Below are 23,953 nucleotides of genomic sequence, written 5' to 3'. Positions count from 1 at the left end.
CGTCACTGTCATTGCTCTGCTAGCGTTGCTCCCACATCTAGCGACGCTAGCAATTGGAGCGGACCATGTTGTCACCCCTGGCCTACGGACTCGCCATCGTGCTCAGCCTCTTCGTCGTCTTCATCGGCGCGCGGTTCCTGCTGGTGCCGCAGGCCGCAGCAGCCGGGTACGGCGTACCGGCCCGACCGGACGGCGATCCCGCCTACCTCACCGTCAAAGGACTGAAGGACCTCACCTTCGGGCTGATCGGCCTCGCCCTGATCGTCTTCACCACTGCCGACGCGGTCGCGTGGTTCATGCTGATCGTCGCGCTCGTCCCCCTGGGCGACACCCTCATCGTGCTGCGCAACGGCGGCACGAAGGCCGTAGCGTTCGGCATCCACTTCGCGACGGCCGCAGTAGTCCTCCTCGACGCCGCCCTCCTGTTCGCCCTGTAACGCCCCGCGCTTCCCTAGTGATCAAGAGGTTCGCGCGGCCCTGATCGACTCGGCTTCTTGCAAGTCGCGGCATCCGGGGCACGTTGATGCCCCGGGTTTGGCGAGAGAGTCGATCAAGGGTGAAGAGCGCACCGGCCCGGGACCAGCATCGGTCCCGGGCCGGCACTCACGCGGATCTGACTACTTGATCAGCTTCCAGGGGCCGTTCGGGTCGCCCGGCTGCTGGCCGCGCGTCCACCACTTCGCCTCGTAGGCGTGTCCCTTGAAGGACACCCGGTCGCCGGCGTTGTACACCTTTGTCAGCGCCCAGGCGGCCGGGCTGTTGTCCGGCGGGGTCGGGGCGATCTCCTCCCACGACCCGTTGCGGTCACCCGGCTTCTGGTTGCGGGTGTACCACTGGGCCCGCCACTTCTTACCGTCGTACATCGCGACGTCGCCCGAGTTGAAGATCCGCGACGCGGTCCAGATCGCCGTACCGTCCTCGGTCATGGCGATTTCCTGCCACGCGCCGTTGGCGTCCGCGCCCGGCTTCTGGTTCCTCGTGTACCAGGAGGCCCGGAACACCCGACCCTGGTAGGTCACCCGGTCACCGTCGTTGTAGACCGTCGACGAACTCCACTGTGGTGGCAGGTTCACCGCCAGGGTGGCGGTGGCCTCGACCGCGGTGAGGTGGTCGTCACCCGGGTACGAGGCGGTCAGCGCGTGCTGGCCTCCGGCCAGGCCCACCGGCAGGGTGAACGTCGCCGTGCCGTTGGTCAGCGTGGCCGAGCCGCGCACTGTCGTGCCCTCGCGCAACTCCACCGCGCCGGTGACCGGCGTGCTGCCGGCGGCGACCTGCACTGTCACCGTCGCCGCCGTGCCCCAGGCGGTCGGGGTGGTGGTGACGGTCATCGTCGGGACCCTCTTGGCGGTCGTGAACACCGCCGGCTGGGCCACCGCCTCGCCGCCGTCGGCGCTCTTCGCCGAAACGATCCAGCCGTACGAGGTGCCCGGCTGGAGCTTGTCCCACGTCGTCGTGGCCACGTCGTTCGAGGTGACCTCGTCGGTGCCGATCGTGCCGGCCGGCACGTACGCGGCGAGCGAGTCGGTGGTGAACGACGTCTTGCGGGTGGTGAGGTCCACCGGCAGGGTCAGGTTGTCCTCCGAGCCGTTGTAGCGCGGCTTGGGCTGGCTGCCGTCCTGGCGGATGTCGTACTCGGTCGCCCCGAAGTTCTTGAGGAACGGCGAGTACGTGTCGATGTGCATCTCGGCCCGGTCCACGTCGAACTGGAGCAGCCGCAGGAAGCTCGCCCCGAACTGCAACCGGTCGGTCGCCTTGTGGTCCGGTGTGCCGTCGCCGTTGACGTCGATGGTGCCGTCGGCGGCGACCTGGTTCGGCCACAGCTCGGCGGCGGTGACCGTGTAGAACTGGTAGTCGGCCAGCAGTTCGACGACGTCGTGGCTGACCGTCACGCCGATCTTCGACTTCAGGTTGGTGCCGACGCCGTGCTCGTGTCCGGCGAGCACCAGGAAGACGTTCGGGTTGGTCTCGACGACCTGCTTGAACAACGGCGAGCCGTCCGGAGCGGAGAAGTCCGCGCCGCGACCGTCGGGGTTGGCCGACGGCTTCAGGTAGTCGTGCGAGAGCAGGATCCCGTTGCGGTCCTTGTACCGCTTGAAGATCGAGTCGGCCCACTTGGCCTCGGCCGGCGTGACGCCGTACGACAGACCGACCGCCACGAAGTCCAGGCCACCGGCGGAGAACAGCAGGTAGTTGTTCTGGTTGTCCTTGCCCGGCGTGACCGAGCCGTCGGCGTTCGTCCTCTCGTCCCAGGCGTGGTATTCGGTGCCCTTCGGCCAGGCCTTCGCCGTCCCGTAGTACCGGTCGGCGCTGAAGGTCCGACTGAACCGGGAGGTGGGGCCGGTCTCGGCGCCCAGTTGGTCGTCGTGGTTGCCCGCGATGACCTGGTTGACGACACCGTTGTCGTCGAGGATCTTCTGAAAGCCCGAGGCGGTGGCGAGTTCCTTCTCCACCTGCTCGTTCAGGCCGGGCCGCTTCAGCGAGCCGTCCGGGTTCTTGGCCAGCGGGTCGTAGTAGTCGTTCTCGATGACATCGCCGGTGTGCGCGGTGTACGCGATCTTGCGGCTGTCCGCGTTGTCGGCGATCCACTGCATCTGGTCGCGGTACGCGGCCGACCAGATCGCCTGCTCCTCGGCGGTCTCGACGTCCGAGGGCTCGGCGTTGCCGTCGAAGTCGTCGTACGTGCCGCCGGCCGCGCCCTCGGTGACGTACTGGGTGTCGGTGAAGTGCGCCAACGAGAAGTCGTACGACGCGGGGTCCTCGAAGCGGTCCTTGTCGTTCTGCGCCGTCGAGTCGCGCGGCGACAGATCGTCGGCGAACGGGTCCTCGCCGGTGACCAGCACGTGCACGACACCGCCGTCGCGGTAGCCGGCCTCGACCGACGCGGTCAGGACGGTGTCCTGACCGGCCTTGCCACGCGAGCTGGTGAGCACGACCCACTTCCCGGTGGCCGGGTTCCAGGCGCGCAGCGCCACGATTCGCGCCGGGTCGATGCTGCCCGACCAGCGCAACGTCGGCTCCTGCTTGGTGGCGCCCAGCGGCAGGTCGTACCGCTGGAAGACCACCCCACGGCCGGACGGGCTGTCGATTGTCGAGCCGTCGAGCGGACGCAGCGACGTGACGTCCACGCTCCGGTCGTGCTGGACGTCGAGCGTGGTCGGCACGTCGGCCGCCTCGCCCTGGTAACCCTTGGTCGGCAGGACGACGTCGGCCTTGGTGAAGGTCGCGGTCAGACCGACACCCCCGGCACCAGGAATCCGGGCGGACAGCTCCGCCGAGAGCGGGTCGGTGTTCCGGACCGTGGCGTTCAGCTCGGTCGGGACGTCCGGGATGCTCGCGCTGCTGAAGCGCACCTCGCGGGTCGCGGTGTTGCCGAGCGCGTCGGTCGCCGTCATCGCGATAACGTGTTCGCCGGCCGGCAGGCCGTGACCGATCTGGTCGCCCTGCTTGACGACCGCGCCGTCGAGCGTGATGGCCGGCGTGCCGACCACGCCGCTGGCGTCCTTGACGCTGACGTCGAGCGCCACCGTCGACGTCAGCCGCTGACCGGCCGCCGGGACGCTGCTGGCGATCTCCGGAGCGGTGTTGTCGGTGGTGAACCGCCGCGTGGACGTCCTGTCGCCGACGACCGCCTTGATGGTGTGAACGCCGTCCGCGATGGTCGTGGTGTCCACGTCGGCGCGCTTGCCCAGCGCCGGCAGCGCCGAGCCGTCCTGGGCGGTGACGTCGAACAGGACCATCGTGGTGAGGCCACCGTTGAAGCTGCTGCCGCAGGTGCCGTCACCGACGTACGTGGTCACCGGCGAGCCGGCCGGGTAGGTGGCCGAGCCGATGGTGACGGTCGTCTGCGCGACCGAGCGGGTCAACCGGGTGGCCTTCGCGCCGCTGGGCAGCAGCTCGAAGTCCCGCAGCGTGAAGTCGTCGTAGTTGTCGCAGCCACCCGGCTTGGCACTGCCGTGGTCGCTGCCCGCGACGAACTCCAAGGCGTTGACGCCGGGCACCAGCCACTCGTTCGGGAAGGCGAGGTCGGCGACCTCCTTCTCCCACATCCCGATCTCCAGCGGGATGCCGTTGACCAGCACCTTGTTGTCGTACCCGTTGTCGCTGCCGTTGCCACCGACGAACGCCTTCAGGTGCGCGTCGCCGCCGCTGGCGAGGGTGTCGACGGTGCGGGTCGTCGGCGCGTCCGCGACGGTGAAGTGGAACTCGGCGTCCTTGTTGGCGCCGCAGGTGCCGTCGCCCAGCGCCAGGGACGCGGCGGTCGTCTCCGCCTTCGTCACGGTCGTGCCGCTGGTGGTGACCAGGTACGTGGTGCCTGCCGTCACCGTGCCCGCCGTGCTCAGCGTGAGGTTGGTGGCCTCCCGCATGAGCGTGAAGTCGTCGTGGTTGGCACAGGTAGCGCCGTTGAGCGTGCCGTTGTAGTCGCCGGTGCGCACCTGTACGACGTTGTCGCCGAGGTGCAGGAACCGGTTCGGGAACGCCAGCCTCACGGCCTCCGCGCCGAGCGCGCCGTAGTCACCGCCGAGGTCGACCCGGTGGCCGTTGACCAGCGCGTAGTTCTGGTAGCGGGCCTCGATCGAGTTGCCCGCCTCCACGGTGAGGCCGAGAGTGGCGGTGCCGGCAGCCAGCGTCTCCGCGTTCTCGGCCGGCTTGTCGTCGATGGCGAGCGACTCGACGCGGTCCTTGCCGTCCGTCGCGAGCGCCGCGATGACCGGCTGGGTTCCGCGTACGCGAGCGCCGTCACCGGGCGTGACGACGGCAGCGCCCGCCGGGGCGTTGTTGACGTCGACCGTGACGCTCGTCTTCGCGCCCGACAGGCTCGTCGCGCTGACGGTGTGCGTACCGTTGGTCAGCTTCGTGGTGTCGAGGTCGGTACGCAGGCCGGACGTGCTGCCCGGTGTGCCGGAGATGACGAAGGTCAGGTCCTGGTTGAGCAGCTTCGCCGAGCTGCCGCAGGTGCCGTCACCGAAGTTGTAGCTGAACAGGTTCTGCTCACCGTCGGCGACCACGCCGAGCAGGCTGAGGCTGATGCTGCTCAGCGCGTAGTCGTCGTAGTTGGGGCAGCGGCCACCCTCGCCGTTTGGCAGTTCCTCGTAGCCAACCGCGGTCTTCGTGGTGGTGTCGACCCAGTTCGCACCGGCGTGGACCGAGACGGTGTTCGGGCCGGGCTTCAACCAGTCGCCCGGGAAGTCGAGGGTGCCGACCCGTCCACCCGGGACGTCCGGGAAGTAGACCCGGTCGGCCTCGGCCGTGTGTCCGTTGACGGTGAGGTAGTTACGGTAGCGGGCCTCGGTGCCGTTGCCACCCATCTCGAACGCGAAGTGGGCGGTGCCTGCGGTCTTCTCGGCGCTGATCTTGTCGCCGTCGACCGCGAGCGTGGTCACGGAGTCGTTCTCGGTGACGGGCTCGACGACGACGGGCACCTTGCCCTCGACGTTCTGCCCGGCGCTCAGGTTGATCAGCGGGGTGGTGGCGCTGGCCGGCACGGCGTCCGCTTCGGCCAGCGCCGGATGCAGAGTCGTCGCCGGTCCGGCGATGAGGACGAGCGCCATCGCGGACAGGAGTCCGCGTGTTCGCTTCCGGCGCGCACGTTGTTCGTGCGTCATGGCGGGGCATCTCCTTTGTTGGGTGCGAAGAACCGCCGACGCCGTGATGCCGACTGCGGCGGGCAGAGGGGGCCGCCCTGGTGGCGGCCGGTCTCAGGACGACGGTCGGACGCGGGTGACCCGTCGGCGACGTACCTGGCGTCGCAGGATCGAGACAGCGGCCGCGACGAGCAGCAGCGGACCGACGCTTCTGGCGGCCTTCCAGGCGGTGGTGGGACCGTGATCAGCCGCGCTCGTCGGAGTCGCCGCGGTTGTTGGGGGCGCGTCGCCCAGCACCCAGTCGTGGGCGTATCCGTCAGGGCCGTACACCTGGCGTTTGCCCTCGGGCCCGGTCGCCACCGTGCGGTACGCGGGGTCGAGGTCGGTCAGCATCCGGACCTCGACGCGGGCGATGCCGACGGCACCCCAGCAGGTGTAGTCGACGTCCACACCGGAGGCGGCGAGGTCGCTCGCCCTTTTGACGGTGCCGGCGCACGCCTGACCGGCGTTGCTGACGGTCATCTGCTTGAGCAGGTAGTCGGTGAACGGCTTAGATCCGGCGAGGATCGTCGCGTCCTTCTCCCGAGTGTCGACGGCACCGTCGAGCAGGACGCGGTCCTGCGGCAACAGGCCGAGGTGTACGCCGAGGAGGGTTATTTCGTCGACACCGCCCGGCTTCCACCTCAGGTGCACCACGTCGGGGCGGGCCGCGTCCGCCGCGATGGTCACGGTCTGCGGATAGCCGTACGGGTGGGCTGCGGCGGGGACCGCCGGGGCGAGCAGGGCGAGGGTGGCCGCCGCCGACATCACGACGCGGCGGGGCCACCGAGCGGTTTCGGGCATGCCAGCGCTCCGGTCTACAGGGCTGTGGCACGCCGGTGGGCGCGGCCGTTCAGTGACCCTGCCGGGCGTTGGCGAACTCGCCAGGCGAGCTTGATGAGAAACGGGCGCAGCGGGGGTGAACAGTTAGTTGATCAACTGAACTCTGCTCAGGCGGCGCTGAGCTTCCGTAGGACGTATTGGTTGAGGCTCATGCCATCCTCGGCGGCATGGATGGCCAGCTCGCGGTGCAGGCTCTCGCCGACGCGCAGGTTGAACTTGCCCGAGTAAATGCGCTCGGCGAACGGCTGCGGCACCGCCTCGCCCTGCTCCTCCATGTCCGCGATGACTTCACGCAGTAGGTCCTGGAGACCTTGCAGAGCCTCGATCTGGGAAGGGGCCAGCCAGGAGAGGGACGGGAACTCAGCGCAGGTGGCGACGAACTCGCGGTCCTGGACCGACCACGTGACGCGGTAGGTGTAGTGGGACACGTCAGGATGGGGATCGGTCTGCATCACATGGCCTCCTTCTTGTCGATCGCCTTGAGCACCTGCCGTACCTGGTACGCCTTGGCCTTCCCGTGGTCGTTCTGGATGTTGACGCGTGGGTCGCCCGGCCAGGGCATCTTGAACACCGCGTGGGAGGTGCCGGCCGGTCGCGGCTTCCCGAAGTAGTGCTCGCGCACCCCATAGAGATCGTTGTAGGCGATGTTCTGCTGGCTCTTCCGCATCGCTTCAACGAGCTTCTCTATGGACGTCAACACTGATGGTACTGCACGCGGTACCATATGCCGAACTTCGCCGCCCGGCGGCCTGATCGCCAGGCTCGTCTGCGAGGACGGCCGGGCGGCCCGATGAGGCGAGGGCAGTCCGGTGCGGTTGCTGTCGGCCTTGGTGTCAACAGCGTTCCGCCAGCACCTCCTAGGAGAGTTGACCCCCACCCGGGGACGCGGACGAGCCAGGCAGCGAAGTCAGCAAGTTCCCAAGAGGTTGATCTACCCGCCAACATGTGCTGCTGTTAACCTGCACTACTTGCACCACCAGCAGCAGAGGGCTGCTTCGCTCGATCGTCGTGGCTGTCTCCTCGACAAGGGTGGTCGTACGCAGACTTTGGCCAACACGTGGCGGGGAGACCGGGTGACGGGTACCAGAGCCGGTCAGCTCACACACCAGCCGGCCCTGCCAAGCCTGAAGATCCCTTCGGCATTCGGACCGAAGGGATCTCCGAAGCGGCCACGCGAGGAGACCGCAGGCTTGGCAGATGTTTTCCCCTACTATGCGGGGTTCTCATTCGAATGGGCACGGGATCAACTAAGCGTCATCGCGCCTAACGACGACGACGTGGTCCTTGATCCCTGGAACGGCAGTGGCACAACCACGCTGGCAGCGACTTCGAATGGGCACCGATCCGTAGGCATAGACCTCAACCCGATCGCCAACTTAGTGGCAAGCCTACGTGGAGGTGTCCACGCCGTCACCGAAGCATCGGACCCACCCCCTAACCCATCGGGATCATTTTCGACGGCAACAGATCCGCTTCTCTCTTGGTTGTCCCCCCGGACCGTGTTTCGTGTTCGCCAGTGGACCAATCATCTGCAATCCCAAGCAAAGCCCGTATCGGCGCTGGGTTACGTCTCACTTTTCCGGGTCGTGCGCAGCCTCACAGAACGCTTCGAGGGCAGCAACCCGACATGGGTTAAGCGGGCAGCGTCGCCCGACCAATTGGTGGATGTAGAAAGCGATCAACTAGATGTGCTGTTAGTTGCGGATCAGCAGTACATCCTCGATCGCCTTCGCAGCAGTAATGAACTCAGCGGAGTACAAGCCACCTTAATTACGGCGTCGGCGAACAGCTTACCACTGGCAAATCGCTCAGTTGACGTCGTACTCACATCTCCTCCCTACCTAACCCGGATCGATTATGCGGTCGCGTATGCTCGGGAGCTTGCGGTCGTGGGAGTCGACATCGCCAAGGATCGGTCGCTTAGATCGAGCCTAATGGGAACAACCCTAATTAGACCTGGGCAGACAACGAGTGCCCCCAGGTACCGGACACTTGCAAGCAGCCTCGTCGATGACGTCTCCAAGCATAAGAGCAAGGCGTCGGCAGGCTACTATCTGAAGCAGGTTCGGCAGTATCTCGACGACTTATCCTCAAGCTTTGACGAGATTACGCGCGTGACCAAAGACGAGGCAACACTAACCCTAGTCGTTCAGGATTCTTACTACAAAGACATCCATATCAGACTAGCGGAAATCTGCATCGAAGAAGCAGAGGCGCGTGGGTGGAAGCTCCATGCGGCGAGCCCAAAGGAGGTCACCCGCCTTCTTACTGCCGTGAATACAGCCGCTCGCAAGTATCCCAAAGGCAAAGTCAATGAAACGGTAGTCACTCTGAAGAAGGGCTGATTATGGCGAGGCGCAAGGCTAATCAAACCATGCTTCTGGACCCAGACCAGCTAATCACTTCGGTTGACTCAAAAGTCAACGCCGTTCGCACACAGAGTATCGACTTCTCTTTCAACGAACTCGCGGACATGTATAACGATCAGGAACTGATTATTGATCCTGAGTTTCAGCGCATGTTCCGGTGGCCAGAGGGTTCACAGGCAAGATTCATCGAATCTCTACTACTGGAACTGCCTGTGCCCCCAATCTTCCTTATCGAGCGCGAAGATCGGGTTTATGAACTAATCGACGGACTCCAACGAATATCGTCGTACCTCAACTTCCGCGGGCAGTTGAAGATCGATGGTAAATTGCAGCCTCCCCTCGTACTTGCCGACTGTGACATCGTCAAAGAATTAAACGGCTTAACGTACCAAGACTTGCCAAGAGCCATGGAAATCAAGCTTAAGCGCAGCTACATCCGGGCAGAGATTCTCCGGAAAGAAAGCGATCCTCGCTTACGCTACTACATGTTCAAGAGACTTAATACCGGCGGTGAGACGCTGGAAGCGCAAGAGGTGAGAAATGCCACGATTCGCCTCCTGTCCAATGACTTCAACAGTTTCATCTCGCAGCTGAGCAAGGGAATTGACTTCGCTTACTGCATTGATATCATTTCGTACAACCAGAAAAAGCAGAAGTTCGATCAAGAACTCGTTCTAAGGTTTTTCTCCTACAAGAATGACGGCGCTCGCTATCGCCACGACGTCGCAAATTTCCTTACCGATTACATGGAAGCGGTCTCGGATCCGGTCGACCCGACTGAATTTGACTACAATCAAGAGCGGGCAGTATTCGAGAAGACCTTTCGGATCCTCCGGGTTGTATCCGATCATCTCGGCATCGACTCGAAGATCTTCGGCACAGTGGACCAACGCTATCCTGAACCCAGAAGTCAGTTCTCGGTCTACCACTACGAGGGCATCGTACTCGGCCTGCAGCAAGTTCTTGACAAGACCGATCCTGAGGACGCGGCCCAAGTCGAACGCCTTGGCCAGGCCGTGATGCGGGGGAAGTTTGACCGGAAGTTTCTCGATCACTGTGGAGGAGGAAAGAATTCGCGAAACGAGTTGAATGCCAGGGTCAAATACTTTTCCGACGCCTTCAGGGCGGCGATAAGTTGAAACTCTCGGATCTCAGACTAGAACTGGAAGAGGACCTGTCTTGGCGACTCGACGAACTGCGACATCTCCGCAATAAACTGCTGGCGGACGCGGACCCCGAATCCTGGCCTGTCTCCGCGCTAAGAGCCATTCTCGTGATGCAATACGCACATCTCGAAGGCTTCGCCAGGCACGCCTTCAGCTTGTACATCGATGCCATCAATGCGAAAGGCCTGAAGGCCATTGAGCTTAAGCCTCATCTCTTCGCGGCTGCGTGTATCGCCGAATTCGAGGCGTTACGAACGGGCGCCGGCCAAAGCGACGATGGATCTGCGGAAGATGGTATCTTGACGCGGCGCGCTGTACGACAGGTCAATTTTGTTCAGCGCGTGAGAGAGCTCAACGAAGCAACGATTACTATCGATCCACAGGTGGCAGCCTCCATGGAGATGAACTTCGGGACCGACGTGTTGCGTCGGACGCTGTACCGATTGGGAATCCCAGAGTCGGAAGTCAGCCGTAGCTACTTCCACTCGCTGGAATTCGTGAGACGCACCCGAAACGATATCGCGCACGGCAGCCGCAAGTCACGCATCGATGTTCGACTTTTCAATGTTCATAGACGAAAGTGCGAGCAGTTTATGAATGATTTAGCGAGACTAATCACTTCGGCCGTCAGCCGTGAGTGGTATCGACCTTTTCCCATGCAGGGAATTCCGGAGCCTCGAACGCCGGTGGACGCCTGAACGGGCGTTGCACCCTGCTGCTCACTGGGGGCGATCCCCGTCGATGGGTCTCTTGATCTGAAGGGATAAAGAGTGGGGACGCATAGGCTGCGGGAAGGGCCGAGGCTGCATCAGCAGCGCCTAGTTGTGCTGTCCAGGGACGTTGGTCAACCTGGTGATGGGTGGTAGGCCGCCGGTGGCGGGGTGGGGTCGGTGGTGATTGTAGTGATGCCGGAAGGCCGGTAAGGCCTTTCTGCGGGCTTGTTCGGAGTTGTAGAAGCGGGCCAGGGCCCAGCCGTCGGTGAGGGTGCGGTGGAAACGCTCGACCTTGCCGTTGGTTTGGGGTCGGTAGGGGCGGGTCTTCTTCATGGTGATGCCGAGTTCGTGGCAGGCGTCGCGCCAGGCGAAGGATTTGTAGGCCGAGCCGTTGTCCGACAGCACCCGCTCGATGGTGACGCCACGTGCGGTGAACCAGGCGACGGCGTTGCGGAGCACGTCGACGGCGGTGGTGGCTTTCTCGTCGTCGCGGATCTCGGCGTAGGCGATGCGGGAATGATCGTCGATGACGGTGTGCACGAACGCGGTTCCGACTTTCGGTGCCCAGTTCTTGCCGCGGTTTCCGGTGCGCACGGCGGTGGACTCCAAACACACTTGGCGCTGCCCTCTGCGGCGGCCCGGCTCCCGTTATCTGCGCCAGCCGGTGGGTCTGGGCATGCTGCGCAGCTCTGGGCTGCCCGCTGGGCAGCTCAAACGCCCAATTCACGGCGCGTGCACCCCGTCAGGGCCGCCTTGAGACGTGTACAGGAGCCTTGGACCATCGCCGAGGCGCTTTCCCATCAGACAACCACGTCTGTTCAGCTCCGAGCGGACTCGGAAACGAAGACGCCGCGCCCCGGTCGGCCAACCAACACGCCCTGCTCCCGCAGGACCGCCACCGCCCGGTGGATCGTCGACACCGACACGTCGTAGTGGTCGGACAACTGCTGAGTGGACGGGATTTTTGACCCGGGCTGGAACTCGCCCACCTCGATCCGCCTCAGCAGATCGTTGATCAACTCGTCCATGGTCGGCGGAATCGGCACGCGAAGGCCCCTTGCAGTCGGTTGGCCCTGCCAGTATCGAGCAACAGGTGAAAGAGCGGCAATAACTGACGCAGGAGAAGTAGGCCGGCGGCGACAGCCAGATTCGACAGGTAAGAGAGCGTTGACAGAGGTGACAGGTATCGGTAGCGTCACCCTCGGTGATGCGGTGCTGCTGCGGTCGGTTGGCGCCTCTCGTACCGGTCTCGCATCGCCGCCGAGACCCCACTCTCCGCGCTCCCCCGGCGCGGCCCTGCTGCCGTACCGCCGATCGAGGCTGCGGTCGCAGGGTGGGGCGGTCTCCGCCGCCCGCAACCGGCGGAGGCCGCCCCCTCCACTTCGACGCAACCCGACGAAGGGCGGTCCCCCGTGCGCGACCTGATCCGCCGGCCGGTGAGCCGACGCGAGGATCGACCACCGACGGCAGAAAGCCATGACCGATGACCGAGCGCTGGGTGATCCACCTGCCGGTGACCGCGCCCGACCTGCTCCGGGCCCGGATTCTCGCCCGGACCGCCGCCCGCGTGCTGGCCCGGCTCACCGCCCGTGTCGAGCCGGGCGGGGTGACCGTGTCGGCCGAGGACCAGCAGTGCGTACGCCACTGGGTTTTCTGCGATCAGCGACTACCCGGCGGCGGCCGCTGTGCCCTGCCGCCCGACCACACCGCGCCCTGCTCGCGGCGCGCGCCCCGGCGCTACGCACCCTCCCGGAGATGACCAAGAGGTTTGCGTCACCGAATCACGCACTCCGGTGACGCAAACCTCTTGATCAACGCACACGAGCTGCCCGGCGGGGACGCGTCAGCCGGCACCGCCCGCGCGGAACGCTACCCAGGCGTCGCTCATCCGGTCGGCCTGGCCGGCGGTGAACATGTCCATGCAGGAGTCCTGCGTGTAGTCCATGAAGTTGTGGATCGGGTCCAGCCCGGGCGCGGTGCAGGAGTCCGCGCCGACCGGGCAGTCGAACTGCGGGGCCGCCTCGCGCGGGGTGTCCGCCACGAAGTCGCCGGACGCCGAGCAGCCGTGCGCGAGGGTGTGCTCCAGCATCAGCCAGTGCCCGACCTCGTGGGTCAGCGTGTCGCCGAGGGCGTACTTGCCGGCCGTGCCGCCCGGCATCGACTCGTCGAGCATCACCACGCCGTCGATGTAGTCGCGGCCGTTGTTGTAGCCCTTCGGGAAGTACGCCCAGCCGAGGAGCCCGCCGCCGATGTTGGCCGCATACACGTTGAGGGTCTCCGGGTCTCCGGTGTAGAGCGCCTTCTTCATGTCCCGCTCGTTCTTGCCCGGCTCAACCGTGTACCAGGCGCTGTTCACCGTCCACGTCGTGTCGACGAGCGGGAACCGGAACGGGGTGTCGGAGGCGTCCGCAGCCGTGCGGCCAGCGTACGAGTCGTCGAGCACCGTCATCTGTGCCGCGATCAGGGTCTTCCAGCGGGCCGTCTCGGCAGCGCTGAAGGGGTGGTCGGAGACCATGTGGAAGACCGTCGGCACGGTGACGCTGCCGTTGGGCAGGCGCGGGACGTCCTTGATCACGCCGTAGGCGTTGGCCTCGTTCTTCGAGTACAGCGCCGGTTCGTGGGCCGTCGCGCCCTCGGTGACCCGGGCGGCGCTCTGCTCGCCGGCACAGGCGGCGACGCCCGGGGAGGCGGTCGCGGGAGTGGCGGTGGCCAACGCGCCGGAGGCGCCGCCGGACGCCAGGAACGTCGCGGCGGTAGCGGTGAGGACCGCGAGAACACGTCGACGACCTCCACAAAAGACCCTCTGAGCAGGGCAGATGGCGATGTAACGGAACAGAATCCGCCAGCGCTGATGGGGGCACTCCGCGCGGCTGCGGACCACTAGGCTGCTGACCCGGCACACAGTGGCGATGCCAGGACGGGGGCGGCGAATGAACGCCGAAGATCGCATCGAACGGGCCAGGACGCTCTACGAACGGGCCGTGTACAGCGGCGATGCCCGCGTACTGGCGGACGCCGAACGGGACCTGGACGCGGTGGAGGCCGACGCCGCGCTGGCCCGTGGGCGGATCCTGCATGCCCGTTTTCTCGACGAACGCGCCCGGAGCGGCACCTCACCCGTCGAGGACCCGGCCGAACTGCCGCTGTTCGAGCGTGCGAGCGAGCTGTACCAGTCGCTCGCCGACACCCGCGGCCAGGCCGAGGCGCTGTTCTGGATCGGCTGCCTGCACCAGATCGTCCGGCGCGACAACGAGACCGCCATCCCGTACCTGGATCGGTCCCGTCGGTTGGCCGCGCAGGTCGGCGACCGGTCGACCCAGGCCGAGGCACTGCGTCACCTGGGCATCGCGGCGCACATGGCCGGTCGGCTGGAGGAGGCGCGCGAGCGGCTGGAGGAGTCGTCGCGGCTGCGCCGGGAGGTGGGAGCACTGCCGGGCGTGGCCGCCAACATGGTCGGGCTGGCCTACGTCGCCGCCGCCCAGGACCGCCACGCGGACGCGCTCGCGACCCTCGACGAGGCGGCCGCCATCGCCCAGGCGCACGGCGCCCACGTCATCGTTCGACAGGTCGAAGAGGCGAGATCCCACATCTAGGCGGGTCAGAGGATTCGGGTGACCTGCTCGGCGGCGACGACCGCGTCCCGGCGCGCGGGGTCGAGGTTGGCGCTGATGACCACCGACGCGCCGGCCGAGAGCGGCGCGAGCAGCCACTTCAACGGCTGCTCGTGCTCGTCGGCATCCACCAGCAGCCGGTCACCGGCGCGCAGGTCGAGCATCCCGGCTACCTCCCGGGCGAGCGCTCCCCACTGCCCGTAGGTCGTGCCGTCCGCGCTCGCCGGGTCCGACGGGCGGATCGCGGTGTGGTCGGGCGTGACGTCCGGGTGGCGAAGCACCTCGGCGGACCAGTCCAGCCAGCCCAGCGGCACGTCGGCGAGCCGGCCCGGTCCGGTGCCGACCAGGTAGCGGTGCGGCGCGTCCGGCACGTCCTCCAACCAGTCGTTCTGGCGTTCGGGCGTCACGAAGACCGCGTCGAACGGCCGGTCGCCGCCGGGCTCCAGCACCGGCAGGCCCGCCGTGGCGCGCGGCCGGAACGACACCGCCAGGCCGCACGCCCACGCGCCCAACAACACCGCGGCGGTACGCCAGTGCGGCGGCAGTAACACCGCTACGCGGCTGCCGGGACCAAGCCCACAGCCGTCCCGCAGCAGGCTCGCGCTGCGCGCGGACCAGGCGCCGACCTGCTGTGTCGTGAGGTCCACGCGTTCACCGGTCGCCTCGTCGCGGTAGCTGAGCAGCGGGATCTCGGTGGCGGTGGGCGGGACCGACTCCTCGGCCGTGGCGTGTGGCTGCATCCGCGTGCTCCCGGTGGTGACGACGTCCGCACCACCCTACGCAACGACTTTGGTCGCCGTCGTCGTCGGCCGATGGCCGTAGCGCCTGGCCGGGTGGCCCACGCACGGTACGGGTGACCCCCGACCGAGCCGCCGAGGAGCGTCCGTGCCGACCGAACACGATTCCGCCGACAACTCCGGCGCGCCGCAGGCCGCCCCCGACCTCGCCGACCGTCCGCCGCTGCGCCGACGGCTCGTGCCGGTGGTGGCGTTGCTGCTGCTCGCGCCCTGGGCGGCCGAGTGCTCGTGGGGCGGCTTCGCCATCGACGACTTCCTCCCGGTGATCATCGCCTTGGGCCCGATGTACGGCGGGGCCGCGATCCTGATCCGGGAGACCGCCCGACGCCTCGGCGCGGGATGGCCGACGATCGTGCTGCTCGCCGCCGCGTTCGGGGTTCTCCAGGCCGGTCTGGTGGACCAGTCGCTGTTCAACCCCGGCTACCTCGACGACACGCAGTACGCCGACACCCGAGCCGCCGCCGAGGCGTCGCTGGTGCCGGGGCTCGGGTTCAGCCTCCGGCAGGCGTACGACTACGTGGGCAACCACATCCTGCTGACTATCTGCGCGCCGATCGTGTTCGTCGAGTCGTTCCTCGGCGCGAAGCGGCGACGCCAGCCGTGGCTCGGGCGACCCGGGCTGGCCGTGGTCGGGGTGCTCTACCTGCTCGGCAGCCTGCTGGTCTTCGCCTCGCCCGAGGGTCGCAAGAACTTCCTGGCCAGCCCCCTGCAACTGGCCTTCGCCACGGCGGTCGTCCTCGCCCTGGTCGCGGCGGCCCTACTGCCCCGCTGGCGTCGTACCCACCCCCGCCGCGCCCGCCGGGTGCCGCACCCGCTCTGGGTCGGCCTGCTGGTGTTCCTCGCCCATTTCTTCACCGACGTGACGCCCGGCTGGGCAGGGGTGCTCGTCGCGCTGGCACTCGCGGCGGCGGTCGGCGCACTTGTCGCGTACTGGTCGAGGGGCGCGCGCTGGGGGCAGCGGCACGTACTCGCCGCCGCCTCGGCGAACGTGGTCAGCGCCGCCGCCTTCGCGTACCTGGTGCCGCCCTACTCCCCGGCGAGCCCGGCGGCGGCCCTGGCCGGCGACGTCGCGGTCACCGTCGTCACCGTGGCCCTGGTCTGCGGCGCGTGGTGGCGGCTGCGCCCTGCCACGTCCGGCCCGGCGTCCACAAGCGTGGACGCCGGGCCAACCGCCGCTACTTCGACATCATGACGATGTCGGTCGGGCGTTCGACCTGCACCGGGACGCCGTAGTCGAACAGTTGAAGCGTCGAGGTGCTCGTCCCCTGGTCCAGTCGACCCTTCGCCGTCGACTGCCAGCTGAAGGTGAGCGCCACCATCGCGATCCGGCTGTCGCGGTCCAGCGTGACGTCCCCGGCCGTGCTGGTCGACCCGTCCCGATCCGCCGTCGTGTACGCGAAGTGCAGGGTGCCGTCCGGGTTCTCGGTGACCGTCGCGTTCGCGCTCCTCAGCGCCGCGAACAGGGCGGCCGGGTCGGGTGCGGCGGCGCCCAGCACGGCATTCCCGTCGCCCTGCAGCGAGAGGCGGTCGTACCTACCGGGGTACTGCCCGTAGCGGCCGTACGTCTCGCCCGGCCCCTTCTCGGGCGGCAGCTCGCCCTGCGGCCGTTCCGCGCCCTCGTAGCGGGTGCCGTCGATCAGCAGCTCGACCTGGATGGAGTCGTCGTGCGGCACGCGGACGTACCCGGTGGCGGTCCTCGGGTCGAACGCACCCTCGTACGTCAGCCCACCCGGGCCCGAGTTGGTGAGGCGCATCCGGTAGCTGATGTTCTCGCTGGCGGTGGCCGCCGAGACCAGGCGCAGCGCCGGCGGGACCGGCTGTGCGGCCTGGGCGGTGACGCCGGGGCGCTCGGGTGGGGCGTTCGTCGTCACGGTGACGGCGGTGCCGACGCCCAACGCCAGCAGTGCGCAGGTCGTACCGGCCAATGCGGTGGCCCGGCGGCGGCGACCCTGCCGGCCGCGCTCGATCAGCGCCCGCACGTCCGGGGCGGAATCCGGTTCGCCGTCCACGAGGTCGTGCAGTCCGCGTACCAGACGGTCGTCGATGTCGTTCATGACTGTCACCTGCTCACCGAGTCGAAGGAGTTGTCCAGGAGGTGTCGCAACGTGCCCAGTGCGCGGGCGTTCTGGCTCTTGACCGTCCCCAGCGAGCAGCCCAGCACCTGGGCGACCTCGCGCTCACTCAGGTCCTCGTAGTGGCGCAGCACCACCACCGCGCGTTGCTTCGCCGGCAGCGCCAGCAGCGCCCGGCGCAGGACGTCGGCGTCGGGGTCGCCACCGTCGCCCGGGGCGGCCCGGTCGGGGACGTCCGCGACGAGGCTCTCGCGTCGGCGTCGCCGCCAGACCGAGGTGTGGTTGTTGACCAGCGCCCGGCGCAGATAGGCGTGCGGGTCGTCGAGCCGGGACAGCCGCCGCCACCGCTCGTAGACCCGGACCAGGCTGTCCTGGAGCAACTCCTCGGCCCGCCACCGGTCGCCGCAGAGCAGCATGGCCAGCCGGATATGTCGCTCCCACGCCACCTCGACGAACGCGACGTAGGACCGGTCCGTCGCGGACAGGGGTTTCTGTTGGTCGGTCACGCCCCTACCACGCGGCGACCCCGCAGAAGGTTGTCGCGGCGGCCACCCTTCACAGGCCGGACGGTGTTCAGAACTGGTCGCGGGCCCGGGCGCCGGCCTGGATGAGCCGGTCCAGAACCGCGCGAGCACCGGCAAGCTGGTCGATGGACGTGGTGATCCGATCGCGCTCCACCGCGAGAGCGTCGAGGAGCTCGGGGCAGGTGGGAGCCAACACGGTGGCGTCATCCGGGATGCAGGGAAGGATCTCCGCGATCGCTGCGGTGTTCAAGCCGGCGGATAACAACAGTTGGATGTGCCGCACCACCCGCAGCGCCTGGGGGTCGTAGTGACGGTAGCCGCTGGCGAGACGGACCGGTCGCAACAGGCCCTGCTCCTCGTAGTAGCGCAGGGCGCGTGGGGTGGTGCCGGCCTCCCGCGCCAGTTCGCTGATCCGCACACCGACAGCAGATCAGGGCTTGACCTTCACGTCAACGTAAAGGTTTAGCGTCGTCGCTGTGACACACCGCAACCTGGACGATCAATCCGCCGCCGTCGCCGTCCTGGGGCTCGGCCCGATGGGCCGGGCGCTGGCCGCTGCGTCGCTCGCCGCCGGCCACCCCACCGTGCTCTGGAACCGCTCACCCGCCAAGGCGGCCGCGTTGGTGGCCCAGGGGACGATATTCGCTCCGACGGTGGCCGAAGCCGCAGACCGGGCATCTGTCGTCATCGCCTGCGTCATCAACTACGAGGCGGTCCGCGCCATCCTGTCGGGGCTCGAACGACCGCCGAGCGGGACGTTCGTCAATCTCAGCAGCGGGCACGCCGCCGAGGCGCGGGACATGGCGGGCTGGGCGGCGCAGCGGAATGTCAACTACCTGGACGGCGCCATCCTGACGCCCGCGCCGACCATCGGGACAGCGGCCGCGACAATCCTCTACAGCGGTTCGCGAACCCTTTTCGACGAGAGCCTTCCCTGGCTGGAGAGCTTCGGTGGCACCAACGCCTACCTCGGCGCGGATGCCGGGACGGCAGCAGCGTACGAGATGGCTCTGCTCGACCTGTTCACCATGTCCGTCGGCGGGCTCGCGCACGCCTTCGCCCTGGCCATGACCGAAGGGATTGCCCCGACCGCGTTGGCTCGCTTCGCCAGAGGAATCGGTGGCTTGTTGCCCGACATGGCCGACCGGTTCGCCGATCAACTCACGTCCGGGTCCTTTGCCGCCGACATCTCCAGCATCGCGTCGGCGGGCTCAGCGGTCGCGCACGTCCGCGACGCCGCAGCCGTGCGCGGTGTCGACCCCGCGCCACTACAGGCCGTGCAATCGATCATCGAACGGGCCATCGCGGCGGGCCACGGAGGCGACAGCTACGCCAGGCTGGCCCGGTCGCTCGTCCCAGCCCATCCGGCAGGGGCGGCAGGGGCGGCGGAGGCGGCACGCTGATCTCGGTCGGCGGTGGGCCGCATACCGCGACTTGCACGTGCGGGGCCGCCCCACCTTCGCGTCCTTTGCTCTGCTTCAGCCAAGGAAACACACACGCTCCGTGCGGGCACACCTGGGCGCTCATTCTCGCCAAAGATGCGGAACAGCAGGTAGACGCCGGTGTTTCCTCGGTTGAAGCAGAGCAAAGGGGTCGAGCAAGGTGGGCGGGGGCAGCGGAGGCGATCACACTGAGCGACAGGTGGCGACGGTGCCGGTCGCGCACCTGTGGGCGACCCGAATGACCGGGCTGGGCTAGCGTCCGCCGGGCAGTTCCGGGCCGCCATCGAGGAGCGCGGCCAGCAGGTCGCCGTACTCCTCGACCCGGTCCAAGACCTCGGCGGCGGTGAACTGGCGGACGGCTGGTTTCCGGCCGCGCGCGCCGGCCTCGACCTCGTCCCACGTCAGCGGCGTCGAGACCGACGGCGTCCGCTGGGCGCGCAGAGAGTACGGCGCGACGGTGGTCTTCGCCGCGTTGTTCTGGCTCCAGTCGATGAAGACCTTGCCGGGGCGGAGGTTCTTCGCCATCTTCGACACGATCAGCTTCGGGTGGGCCTTCTCCAGCTCCTGGGCGACCCGACGCGCGTAGGCGGACACGTCGTCGGCGGACTGGGTGCCGGCGATCGGGCAGCAGAGCTGCATGCCCTTCTTGCCGGACGTCTTCGGGTACGAGTCGATGCCGTCGTCGGCGAGCCGGTCACGCATCAGCACGGCGACCGGGCAGCACTCGGCGAGCCCGGCTGGCGGCCCCGGGTCCAGGTCGACCACCATCATGTCCGGGTTCTCGTCGACCTTCCACTGGGGCGTGTGCAGTTCCAGCGCGGCGAGGTTGGCCAGCCAGACCAGGGTGGGCAGGTCGTCGGCGACCACGTAGTCGATGGTCTCCCGGCCCTTGGTCGACCCGGGCGCGGGCAGCGTCTCGACGCGTACCCAGTCCGGGGTCGCGGCCGGTTTGTTCTTCTCGAAGAAGGACTTGTCGTCGACCCCGTTGGGAAAGCGGATGCGGGTGACCGGCCGGTCGGCCAGGTGCGGCAGCAGCACCGGCGAGATCCGGGTGTAGTAGTCGATCACCTCGCCCTTGGTGAAGCCGACCGCCGGATAGAGCACCTTGTCCAGGTTGGACAGCTCAAGCGCGCGGCCCTCGACGTCCACCCGCAGCTTCTCAGCCGGCATCGTCGACCTCCTCCGGCGGCTTGTCCGGGCGCAGGCGCAGCACCCGGGGGAAGCGCAGCCGGCCGTCGGGAGTGCGCTGGCCGTACTTCACCTCCACCACCACCCGTGGTTCTACCCAGATGGCGCCCCGGGCATCCTCGCGCGGCACCCCGGGCGCGAACGGTGACGCGCCCGAGCGCAGTGGCTCCAACTCGGCGAGGAGCTGCCGTTCGATGGCCGCCCCGATCCCGCCACCGACCCGACCTCGGTAGATCAGCCGACCGTCCGCGCCGGGCACCCCGACCAGGAGCCCGCCGATGCGCCGCGCGCCCGGCCGCCAGCCCCCGATCACGAAGTCGCCGGTCACCTCCAGCTTGACCTTCACCCAGTCGGAGGAACGCACCCCGGGGCGGTAGACCGCGCCGACACGCTTGGCCATCACCCCCTCCAGGCCGTGCTCGCCGGCCGCCTCGTACGTCGCCGGACCGTCGGCGAACATCGGCGGCACCGCCCACCGCGCGCCGCCGAGCGCGAGCGCGTCCAGGGCCTCCCGGCGGCGCTCGTACGGCCAACCCGTCAGGTCGTCGCCGTTCAGCCGCAGCAGGTCGAAGATCATGTACGTGACCGGCATGACCGCCGCCAGCCGGGCCGCCTTGTTGCGGTCCCGCACGTGCATCCGCTCGGCCAGCGCCGTGAACGACGGCTGCCCACCCTCGCCGAGCAGCACCACCTCGCCGTCGAGCAGCGCGTCGTCGACCTGCTCGGGCAGGGTGGCCAGCTCCGGGTAGGCGGCGGTGATCTCCACGCCGGAGCGGGCATACAGGTGCTGGGCTCCGCCGGAGATGTCGGCGAGCGCACGGACGCCGTCCCACTTGAACTCGTACGCCCAGCCGTCACCCGCCGGGAGCGGCCCGGTCATCGCGAGCATCGGCTTGAGCGGCGCGCCGGGCACGACCCGACTGTAGTAGCAGGCCGAACACCTCGCGTCAGGTTCTTCCGGATGCGAGCATGGTCGATACCGGGGAAGGGAGCGCAGGATGCGTGCCATCTGGAAGGGAGCCGTGTCGTTCGGGCTCGTCTCGATCGGGGTGAAGCTCTACTCCGCCACCGAGGAGAAGGACATTCGGTTCCACCAGGTGCACCGCGAGGACGGCGGGCGCATCCGCTACAAGCGCACCTGCTCGGTCTGCGGCGAGGAGGTCACCTACGACGACATCGCCAAGGGCTACGACATCGGCGGCGGCGAGATGGTGATCCTCACCGACGAGGACTTCGCCGACCTGCCGCTGACCAGCTCCCGGGCGATCGACGTGCTGGAGTTCGTCCCCGCCGAGCAGGTCGACCCGATCCTCTACAACAAGGCGTACTTCCTGGAGCCGGAGGGCACCGCCACCAAGCCGTACGTGCTGCTGCGCGACGCGCTTCTCGACTCGGAGCGGGTGGCCATCGTCAAGGTGGCGCTGCGCCAGCGCGAGCAACTCGCCACGCTGCGGGTCCGCGAGGGTGTGCTGCTGCTCAACACCATGCTCTGGCCGGACGAGATCCGTAACCCCGACTTCGGATTCCTCGACGAGGACCTGAAGGTCCGTCCCCCGGAGCTGGCGATGGCCAGCTCCCTGATCGACTCGATGACCGGCGAGTTCGAGCCGGACGTCTTCACCGACGACTACCGGGCCGCGTTGCAGGAGGTCATCGACGCCAAGGTGGAGGGTCGGGAGGTCGTACAGCCGGAGGAGGCCGAGCAGGCCCCGGCCGCGGCAGTGGATCTGATGGCCGCGCTGAAGGCATCGGTCGACCGAGCCCGGGCGGCCCGCGGCGAGCAGCCCTCCCGAGGGGGCAGCGGCGAACCGACGCCCATCTCGTCAGCCCGCTCGGCGCAGAAGGCCGCCGAGAAGAAGGCCGCCAAGGCGCCCGCGAAGCAGGCCGCGACGAAGAAGACCGCCGAGAAGAAGGCGGCCGAGCCGGCGAAGAAGACCGCCGCCAAGAAGACCCCCGCGAAGAAGGCCGAGCCCGCGAAGAAGACCGCAGCGCGCAAGACCACACCCCGCAAGAGCGCCTGAGGTACGCGGCACCGCCGGTGTCCGCCGCACCGGGTACGCTCCGCCGGCCGTCGGCCACCGGAGGAGACCCATGCCGTACACCCCTGACCTGGACCGGTTGTTGACGCCCGGGGCGCGCTTCACCGACCAGCACGGCGCGTACCTCGTCGAGCCCCACCCGGTGGGCGACGTCGTCCTGCCGACCGGGCGGGTCGTCGGATGCGATCCGCTGGTCTGCCCGGAGGCCGAGCCGTACACGGTCGAGGTGACGCCGGGGCGGTACCGCGCCCGCGCCTGGGTGGCCGTGGTGCTGCGGGAGGACGCCGAGGTGGACCGGCGGGTCGCCGCGCTGGAACTGGTGATCTCGGACGAGCCGACGACCCGCTGGGAGCCCGCCATCGTGGGCGACCAGGACGTCGCCGCGCTCGGTGCCGACGACTACTTCGGGTACGGCGTGGACGCCGGAGCCGGCACCCTGGCCGACCCGACCGCGCTCGCCGCCCTGGAGAACTGGGACGAGGAGCGGATCGAGGACGTCTTCATCCCCGCCGAGCTGCCGTCGTCACCGGTTCCGGGGCTGATCACGGCCGTCCTCGACGAGGCCACCGGCGCGAACGTCGTCACCGTGTCCACGGGTTGGGGGGACGGCTGCTACGGCACCTGGATCGGCCGGACCGCCGACGGGCGGCCCACCTCGTTCGTGACCGACTTCATGGTCATCCCGGAGTAACGCCCCGGCGAAGGTGCTCCTGGGCGATCCGAGGCGTCCGGGGCGGGCACGGCGGGCCGCTGGGCGGGTACCGTGTGCGTCGGCTTTCCCCCCGGCACCGGGTGCCGGCCACACCTTCGCAGCAGGGAGTCGACGACGTGAGCGAGCGCACGCAGGAGAACCGGTCGGAGGGCCAGAGCCCGGCGACGAAGGCGGGGCGGCGGCTGGCCGCCCAACTGGCGGCGCAGAAGGCGGCCGAGGCCAAGCGCCGCCGCCAGGCGTGGGCCGGTGGGCTCGCCGGTGTCGCCGTGATGGCGCTGCTGATCGGCGGTTTCGTCTGGATCGACAGCAACCGGGACGACAAGCCCTCCACCGCCTCCGGCGCCAGCCCGTCCGCCTCCGCCGCGGCCCCGGACGCCCCCACCGCGCCGCCCGCACCGCAGCTGCCCGAGGGCTCCGACCCGGCGCTGGGCACCAAGCCGACGGTGAAGGCGGGCACCGGCGAGCTCAAGAAGCTCACGGTCACCCCGGTGATCAAGGGCACCGGCCCGGCGGTCAAGAAGGGGCAGAACATCACCACCAACTACGTGGGCGTCTTCTACAAGGACGGCAAGGAGTTCGACTCGTCCTGGAACGCCGGTCAGCCGGCCACCTTCCCGATCGGTGTGGGCCAGGTCATCCCCGGCTGGGACCAGGGTCTGGTGGGCGTGACCGTGGGCAGCCGTGTGCAGCTCGACATCCCGGGCGAGCTGGCGTACGGCAACGACGAGGCCAAGGCCGGCGGTCGTCCGACCGGTCCGCTGCGCTTCGTGGTGGACGTGCTCGCCGCCCAGTGACCCGCCCGGATCGTCCCGCTTGTCGCCGCGGCGCGATGGTGTTGTTCACATGGGGCTTCCTG

The 23,953-nt window shown here is 68.1% G+C and carries 23 protein-coding genes and 1 pseudogene; 11 read left to right on the top strand and 13 right to left on the bottom strand.

What is annotated here, in order from left to right:
• Positions 1-65 precede the first annotated feature (65 nt).
• Positions 66-437 (top strand): DUF4267 domain-containing protein, encoded by a 372-nt coding sequence (locus ABZV06_RS03735; protein WP_355618358.1) that lies wholly within the window; start codon positions 66-68, stop codon positions 435-437.
• Between the two features lie 180 nt (positions 438-617).
• On the opposite strand, the gene ABZV06_RS03730 is transcribed toward ABZV06_RS03735, so the two are convergent.
• The 4 genes from ABZV06_RS03730 to ABZV06_RS03715 form a co-directional block, all read right to left on the bottom strand.
• Positions 618-5,603 carry a carbohydrate-binding protein gene (locus ABZV06_RS03730; RefSeq protein ID WP_355618355.1) on the bottom strand — a complete coding sequence of 1,662 codons (4,986 nt, stop codon included), beginning with the start codon at positions 5,601-5,603 and terminating at the stop codon, positions 618-620.
• Between the two features lie 93 nt (positions 5,604-5,696).
• Positions 5,697-6,425, bottom strand: a complete 729-nt coding sequence (locus tag ABZV06_RS03725; RefSeq protein ID WP_355618353.1) for a hypothetical protein — start codon at positions 6,423-6,425, stop codon at positions 5,697-5,699.
• Between the two features lie 146 nt (positions 6,426-6,571).
• Positions 6,572-6,916: a type II toxin-antitoxin system HicB family antitoxin gene (locus ABZV06_RS03720; RefSeq protein ID WP_355618350.1), complete on the bottom strand. Its 345-nt coding sequence runs from the start codon at positions 6,914-6,916 to the stop codon at positions 6,572-6,574.
• Complete coding sequence (locus tag ABZV06_RS03715) at positions 6,916-7,131, bottom strand: toxin HicA (protein WP_355618347.1); 216 nt, start codon at positions 7,129-7,131, stop codon at positions 6,916-6,918. The genes ABZV06_RS03720 and ABZV06_RS03715 overlap by 1 nt, the downstream gene beginning before the upstream one ends.
• A 406-nt stretch (positions 7,132-7,537) precedes the next feature.
• On the opposite strand from ABZV06_RS03715, the gene ABZV06_RS03710 reads away from it, so the two are divergent.
• Genes ABZV06_RS03710 through ABZV06_RS03700 form a run of 3 tightly spaced genes read left to right on the top strand, consistent with a single transcriptional unit; the run spans position 7,538 to position 10,697 of the window.
• A complete protein-coding gene (locus ABZV06_RS03710; protein WP_355618344.1) occupies positions 7,538-8,809 on the top strand; it encodes a DNA methyltransferase in 1,272 nt (423 codons plus the stop codon).
• Between the two features lie 2 nt (positions 8,810-8,811).
• Entirely contained in the window at positions 8,812-9,972 is a 1,161-nt protein-coding gene (locus tag ABZV06_RS03705) for a DUF262 domain-containing protein (RefSeq protein WP_355618341.1), read from the top strand.
• Entirely contained in the window at positions 9,969-10,697 is a 729-nt protein-coding gene (locus ABZV06_RS03700) for an MAE_28990/MAE_18760 family HEPN-like nuclease (protein ID WP_355618338.1), read from the top strand. Before ABZV06_RS03705 ends, ABZV06_RS03700 begins: the two co-directional genes overlap by 4 nt.
• Positions 10,698-10,817: 120 nt before the next feature.
• Here the strand turns inward: ABZV06_RS03700 and ABZV06_RS03695 are convergent.
• Positions 10,818-11,291: pseudogene (locus ABZV06_RS03695) on the bottom strand (integrase core domain-containing protein); the annotation flags it as partial.
• A gap of 239 nt (positions 11,292-11,530) precedes the next feature.
• Complete coding sequence (locus tag ABZV06_RS03690) at positions 11,531-11,758, bottom strand: winged helix-turn-helix domain-containing protein (RefSeq protein ID WP_355618335.1); 228 nt, start codon at positions 11,756-11,758, stop codon at positions 11,531-11,533.
• A gap of 437 nt (positions 11,759-12,195) precedes the next feature.
• On the opposite strand from ABZV06_RS03690, the gene ABZV06_RS03685 reads away from it, so the two are divergent.
• A complete protein-coding gene (locus ABZV06_RS03685; protein WP_355618332.1) occupies positions 12,196-12,471 on the top strand; it encodes a hypothetical protein in 276 nt (91 codons plus the stop codon).
• Between the two features lie 84 nt (positions 12,472-12,555).
• Here ABZV06_RS03685 and ABZV06_RS03680 read toward each other — a convergent pair whose 3' ends face one another.
• A complete protein-coding gene (locus tag ABZV06_RS03680) occupies positions 12,556-13,425 on the bottom strand; it encodes a zinc metalloprotease (protein ID WP_355618329.1) in 870 nt (289 codons plus the stop codon).
• Positions 13,426-13,642: 217 nt separating this feature from the next.
• Here ABZV06_RS03680 and ABZV06_RS03675 point away from each other — a divergent pair, with 217 nt between their 5' ends.
• Positions 13,643-14,305 (top strand): tetratricopeptide repeat protein, encoded by a 663-nt coding sequence (locus ABZV06_RS03675; protein ID WP_355618326.1) that lies wholly within the window; start codon positions 13,643-13,645, stop codon positions 14,303-14,305.
• A gap of 5 nt (positions 14,306-14,310) precedes the next feature.
• Here ABZV06_RS03675 and ABZV06_RS03670 read toward each other — a convergent pair whose 3' ends face one another.
• Positions 14,311-15,063: a TIGR03089 family protein gene (locus tag ABZV06_RS03670; RefSeq protein ID WP_355618323.1), complete on the bottom strand. Its 753-nt coding sequence runs from the start codon at positions 15,061-15,063 to the stop codon at positions 14,311-14,313.
• Positions 15,064-15,208: 145 nt separating this feature from the next.
• Between ABZV06_RS03670 and ABZV06_RS03665 the strand changes: the two genes are divergently transcribed.
• Entirely contained in the window at positions 15,209-16,312 is a 1,104-nt protein-coding gene (locus tag ABZV06_RS03665) for a hypothetical protein (RefSeq protein WP_355618320.1), read from the top strand.
• On the opposite strand, the gene ABZV06_RS03660 is transcribed toward ABZV06_RS03665, so the two are convergent.
• The 3 genes from ABZV06_RS03660 to ABZV06_RS03650 form a co-directional block, all read right to left on the bottom strand.
• Positions 16,296-17,174 carry a hypothetical protein gene (locus ABZV06_RS03660; protein ID WP_355618317.1) on the bottom strand — a complete coding sequence of 293 codons (879 nt, stop codon included), beginning with the start codon at positions 17,172-17,174 and terminating at the stop codon, positions 16,296-16,298. The genes ABZV06_RS03665 and ABZV06_RS03660 overlap by 17 nt on opposite strands.
• 5 nt (positions 17,175-17,179) lie before the next feature.
• Positions 17,180-17,677: a SigE family RNA polymerase sigma factor gene (locus ABZV06_RS03655; protein WP_355618416.1), complete on the bottom strand. Its 498-nt coding sequence runs from the start codon at positions 17,675-17,677 to the stop codon at positions 17,180-17,182.
• Positions 17,678-17,765: 88 nt separating this feature from the next.
• A complete protein-coding gene (locus tag ABZV06_RS03650) occupies positions 17,766-18,134 on the bottom strand; it encodes a MerR family transcriptional regulator (protein WP_355618315.1) in 369 nt (122 codons plus the stop codon).
• Positions 18,135-18,192: 58 nt separating this feature from the next.
• Here ABZV06_RS03650 and ABZV06_RS03645 point away from each other — a divergent pair, with 58 nt between their 5' ends.
• The gene (locus ABZV06_RS03645) at positions 18,193-19,119 is read left to right on the top strand and encodes an NAD(P)-binding domain-containing protein (protein ID WP_355618312.1); all 927 of its coding nucleotides are present in this window, start codon (positions 18,193-18,195) and stop codon (positions 19,117-19,119) included.
• A gap of 291 nt (positions 19,120-19,410) precedes the next feature.
• Here ABZV06_RS03645 and ligD (ABZV06_RS03640) read toward each other — a convergent pair whose 3' ends face one another.
• Together ligD (ABZV06_RS03640) and ligD (ABZV06_RS03635) are read right to left on the bottom strand one after the other, a co-directional pair.
• Complete coding sequence (gene ligD, locus ABZV06_RS03640; protein WP_355618309.1) at positions 19,411-20,328, bottom strand: non-homologous end-joining DNA ligase; 918 nt, start codon at positions 20,326-20,328, stop codon at positions 19,411-19,413.
• Positions 20,318-21,259 carry a non-homologous end-joining DNA ligase gene (gene ligD / locus ABZV06_RS03635; RefSeq protein ID WP_355618306.1) on the bottom strand — a complete coding sequence of 314 codons (942 nt, stop codon included), beginning with the start codon at positions 21,257-21,259 and terminating at the stop codon, positions 20,318-20,320. Before ligD (ABZV06_RS03635) ends, ligD (ABZV06_RS03640) begins: the two co-directional genes overlap by 11 nt.
• Before the next feature lie 85 nt (positions 21,260-21,344).
• Between ligD (ABZV06_RS03635) and ABZV06_RS03630 the strand changes: the two genes are divergently transcribed.
• The 3 genes from ABZV06_RS03630 to ABZV06_RS03620 all read left to right on the top strand — a co-directional run bounded on the left by ABZV06_RS03630 (position 21,345) and on the right by ABZV06_RS03620 (position 23,891).
• Positions 21,345-22,367: a Ku protein gene (locus tag ABZV06_RS03630; RefSeq protein ID WP_355618304.1), complete on the top strand. Its 1,023-nt coding sequence runs from the start codon at positions 21,345-21,347 to the stop codon at positions 22,365-22,367.
• A gap of 70 nt (positions 22,368-22,437) precedes the next feature.
• On the top strand, positions 22,438-23,076 hold the full coding sequence (locus tag ABZV06_RS03625; RefSeq protein WP_355235384.1) for a DUF4241 domain-containing protein: 639 nt from the start codon (positions 22,438-22,440) through the stop codon (positions 23,074-23,076).
• A gap of 101 nt (positions 23,077-23,177) precedes the next feature.
• Positions 23,178-23,891 (top strand): FKBP-type peptidyl-prolyl cis-trans isomerase, encoded by a 714-nt coding sequence (locus ABZV06_RS03620; RefSeq protein ID WP_355235758.1) that lies wholly within the window; start codon positions 23,178-23,180, stop codon positions 23,889-23,891.
• Positions 23,892-23,953 lie beyond the last annotated feature (62 nt).

It is taken from the genome of Micromonospora sp. NPDC005172 (assembly GCF_040608555.1).
Taxonomy (GTDB): Bacteria; Actinomycetota; Actinomycetes; order Mycobacteriales; family Micromonosporaceae; genus Micromonospora.
Note: the sequence above shows the minus strand (reverse complement) of the source record. Positions and strands in the feature narration are given on the sequence as shown.

Excerpts from the sequence above, each read along its gene's own strand:
- ABZV06_RS03735 (WP_355618358.1), top strand. The coding sequence starts at position 66 with ATGTTGTCACCCCTGGCCTACGGACTCGCCATCGTGCTCAGCCTCTTC.
- ABZV06_RS03670 (WP_355618323.1), bottom strand. The coding sequence starts at position 15,063 with ATGCAGCCACACGCCACGGCCGAGGAGTCGGTCCCGCCCACCGCCACC.
- ABZV06_RS03625 (WP_355235384.1), top strand. The coding sequence starts at position 22,438 with ATGCCGTACACCCCTGACCTGGACCGGTTGTTGACGCCCGGGGCGCGC.
- ABZV06_RS03725 (WP_355618353.1), bottom strand. The coding sequence starts at position 6,425 with ATGCCCGAAACCGCTCGGTGGCCCCGCCGCGTCGTGATGTCGGCGGCG.
- ABZV06_RS03730 (WP_355618355.1), bottom strand. The coding sequence starts at position 5,603 with ATGACGCACGAACAACGTGCGCGCCGGAAGCGAACACGCGGACTCCTG.
- ABZV06_RS03715 (WP_355618347.1), bottom strand. The coding sequence starts at position 7,131 with ATGCGGAAGAGCCAGCAGAACATCGCCTACAACGATCTCTATGGGGTG.
- ABZV06_RS03660 (WP_355618317.1), bottom strand. The coding sequence starts at position 17,174 with ATGAACGACATCGACGACCGTCTGGTACGCGGACTGCACGACCTCGTG.
- ABZV06_RS03675 (WP_355618326.1), top strand. The coding sequence starts at position 13,643 with ATGAACGCCGAAGATCGCATCGAACGGGCCAGGACGCTCTACGAACGG.
- ABZV06_RS03720 (WP_355618350.1), bottom strand. The coding sequence starts at position 6,916 with ATGCAGACCGATCCCCATCCTGACGTGTCCCACTACACCTACCGCGTC.
- ABZV06_RS03685 (WP_355618332.1), top strand. The coding sequence starts at position 12,196 with ATGACCGAGCGCTGGGTGATCCACCTGCCGGTGACCGCGCCCGACCTG.
- ligD (WP_355618309.1), bottom strand. The coding sequence starts at position 20,328 with ATGCCGGCTGAGAAGCTGCGGGTGGACGTCGAGGGCCGCGCGCTTGAG.
- ABZV06_RS03705 (WP_355618341.1), top strand. The coding sequence starts at position 8,812 with ATGGCGAGGCGCAAGGCTAATCAAACCATGCTTCTGGACCCAGACCAG.
- ABZV06_RS03630 (WP_355618304.1), top strand. The coding sequence starts at position 21,345 with ATGCGTGCCATCTGGAAGGGAGCCGTGTCGTTCGGGCTCGTCTCGATC.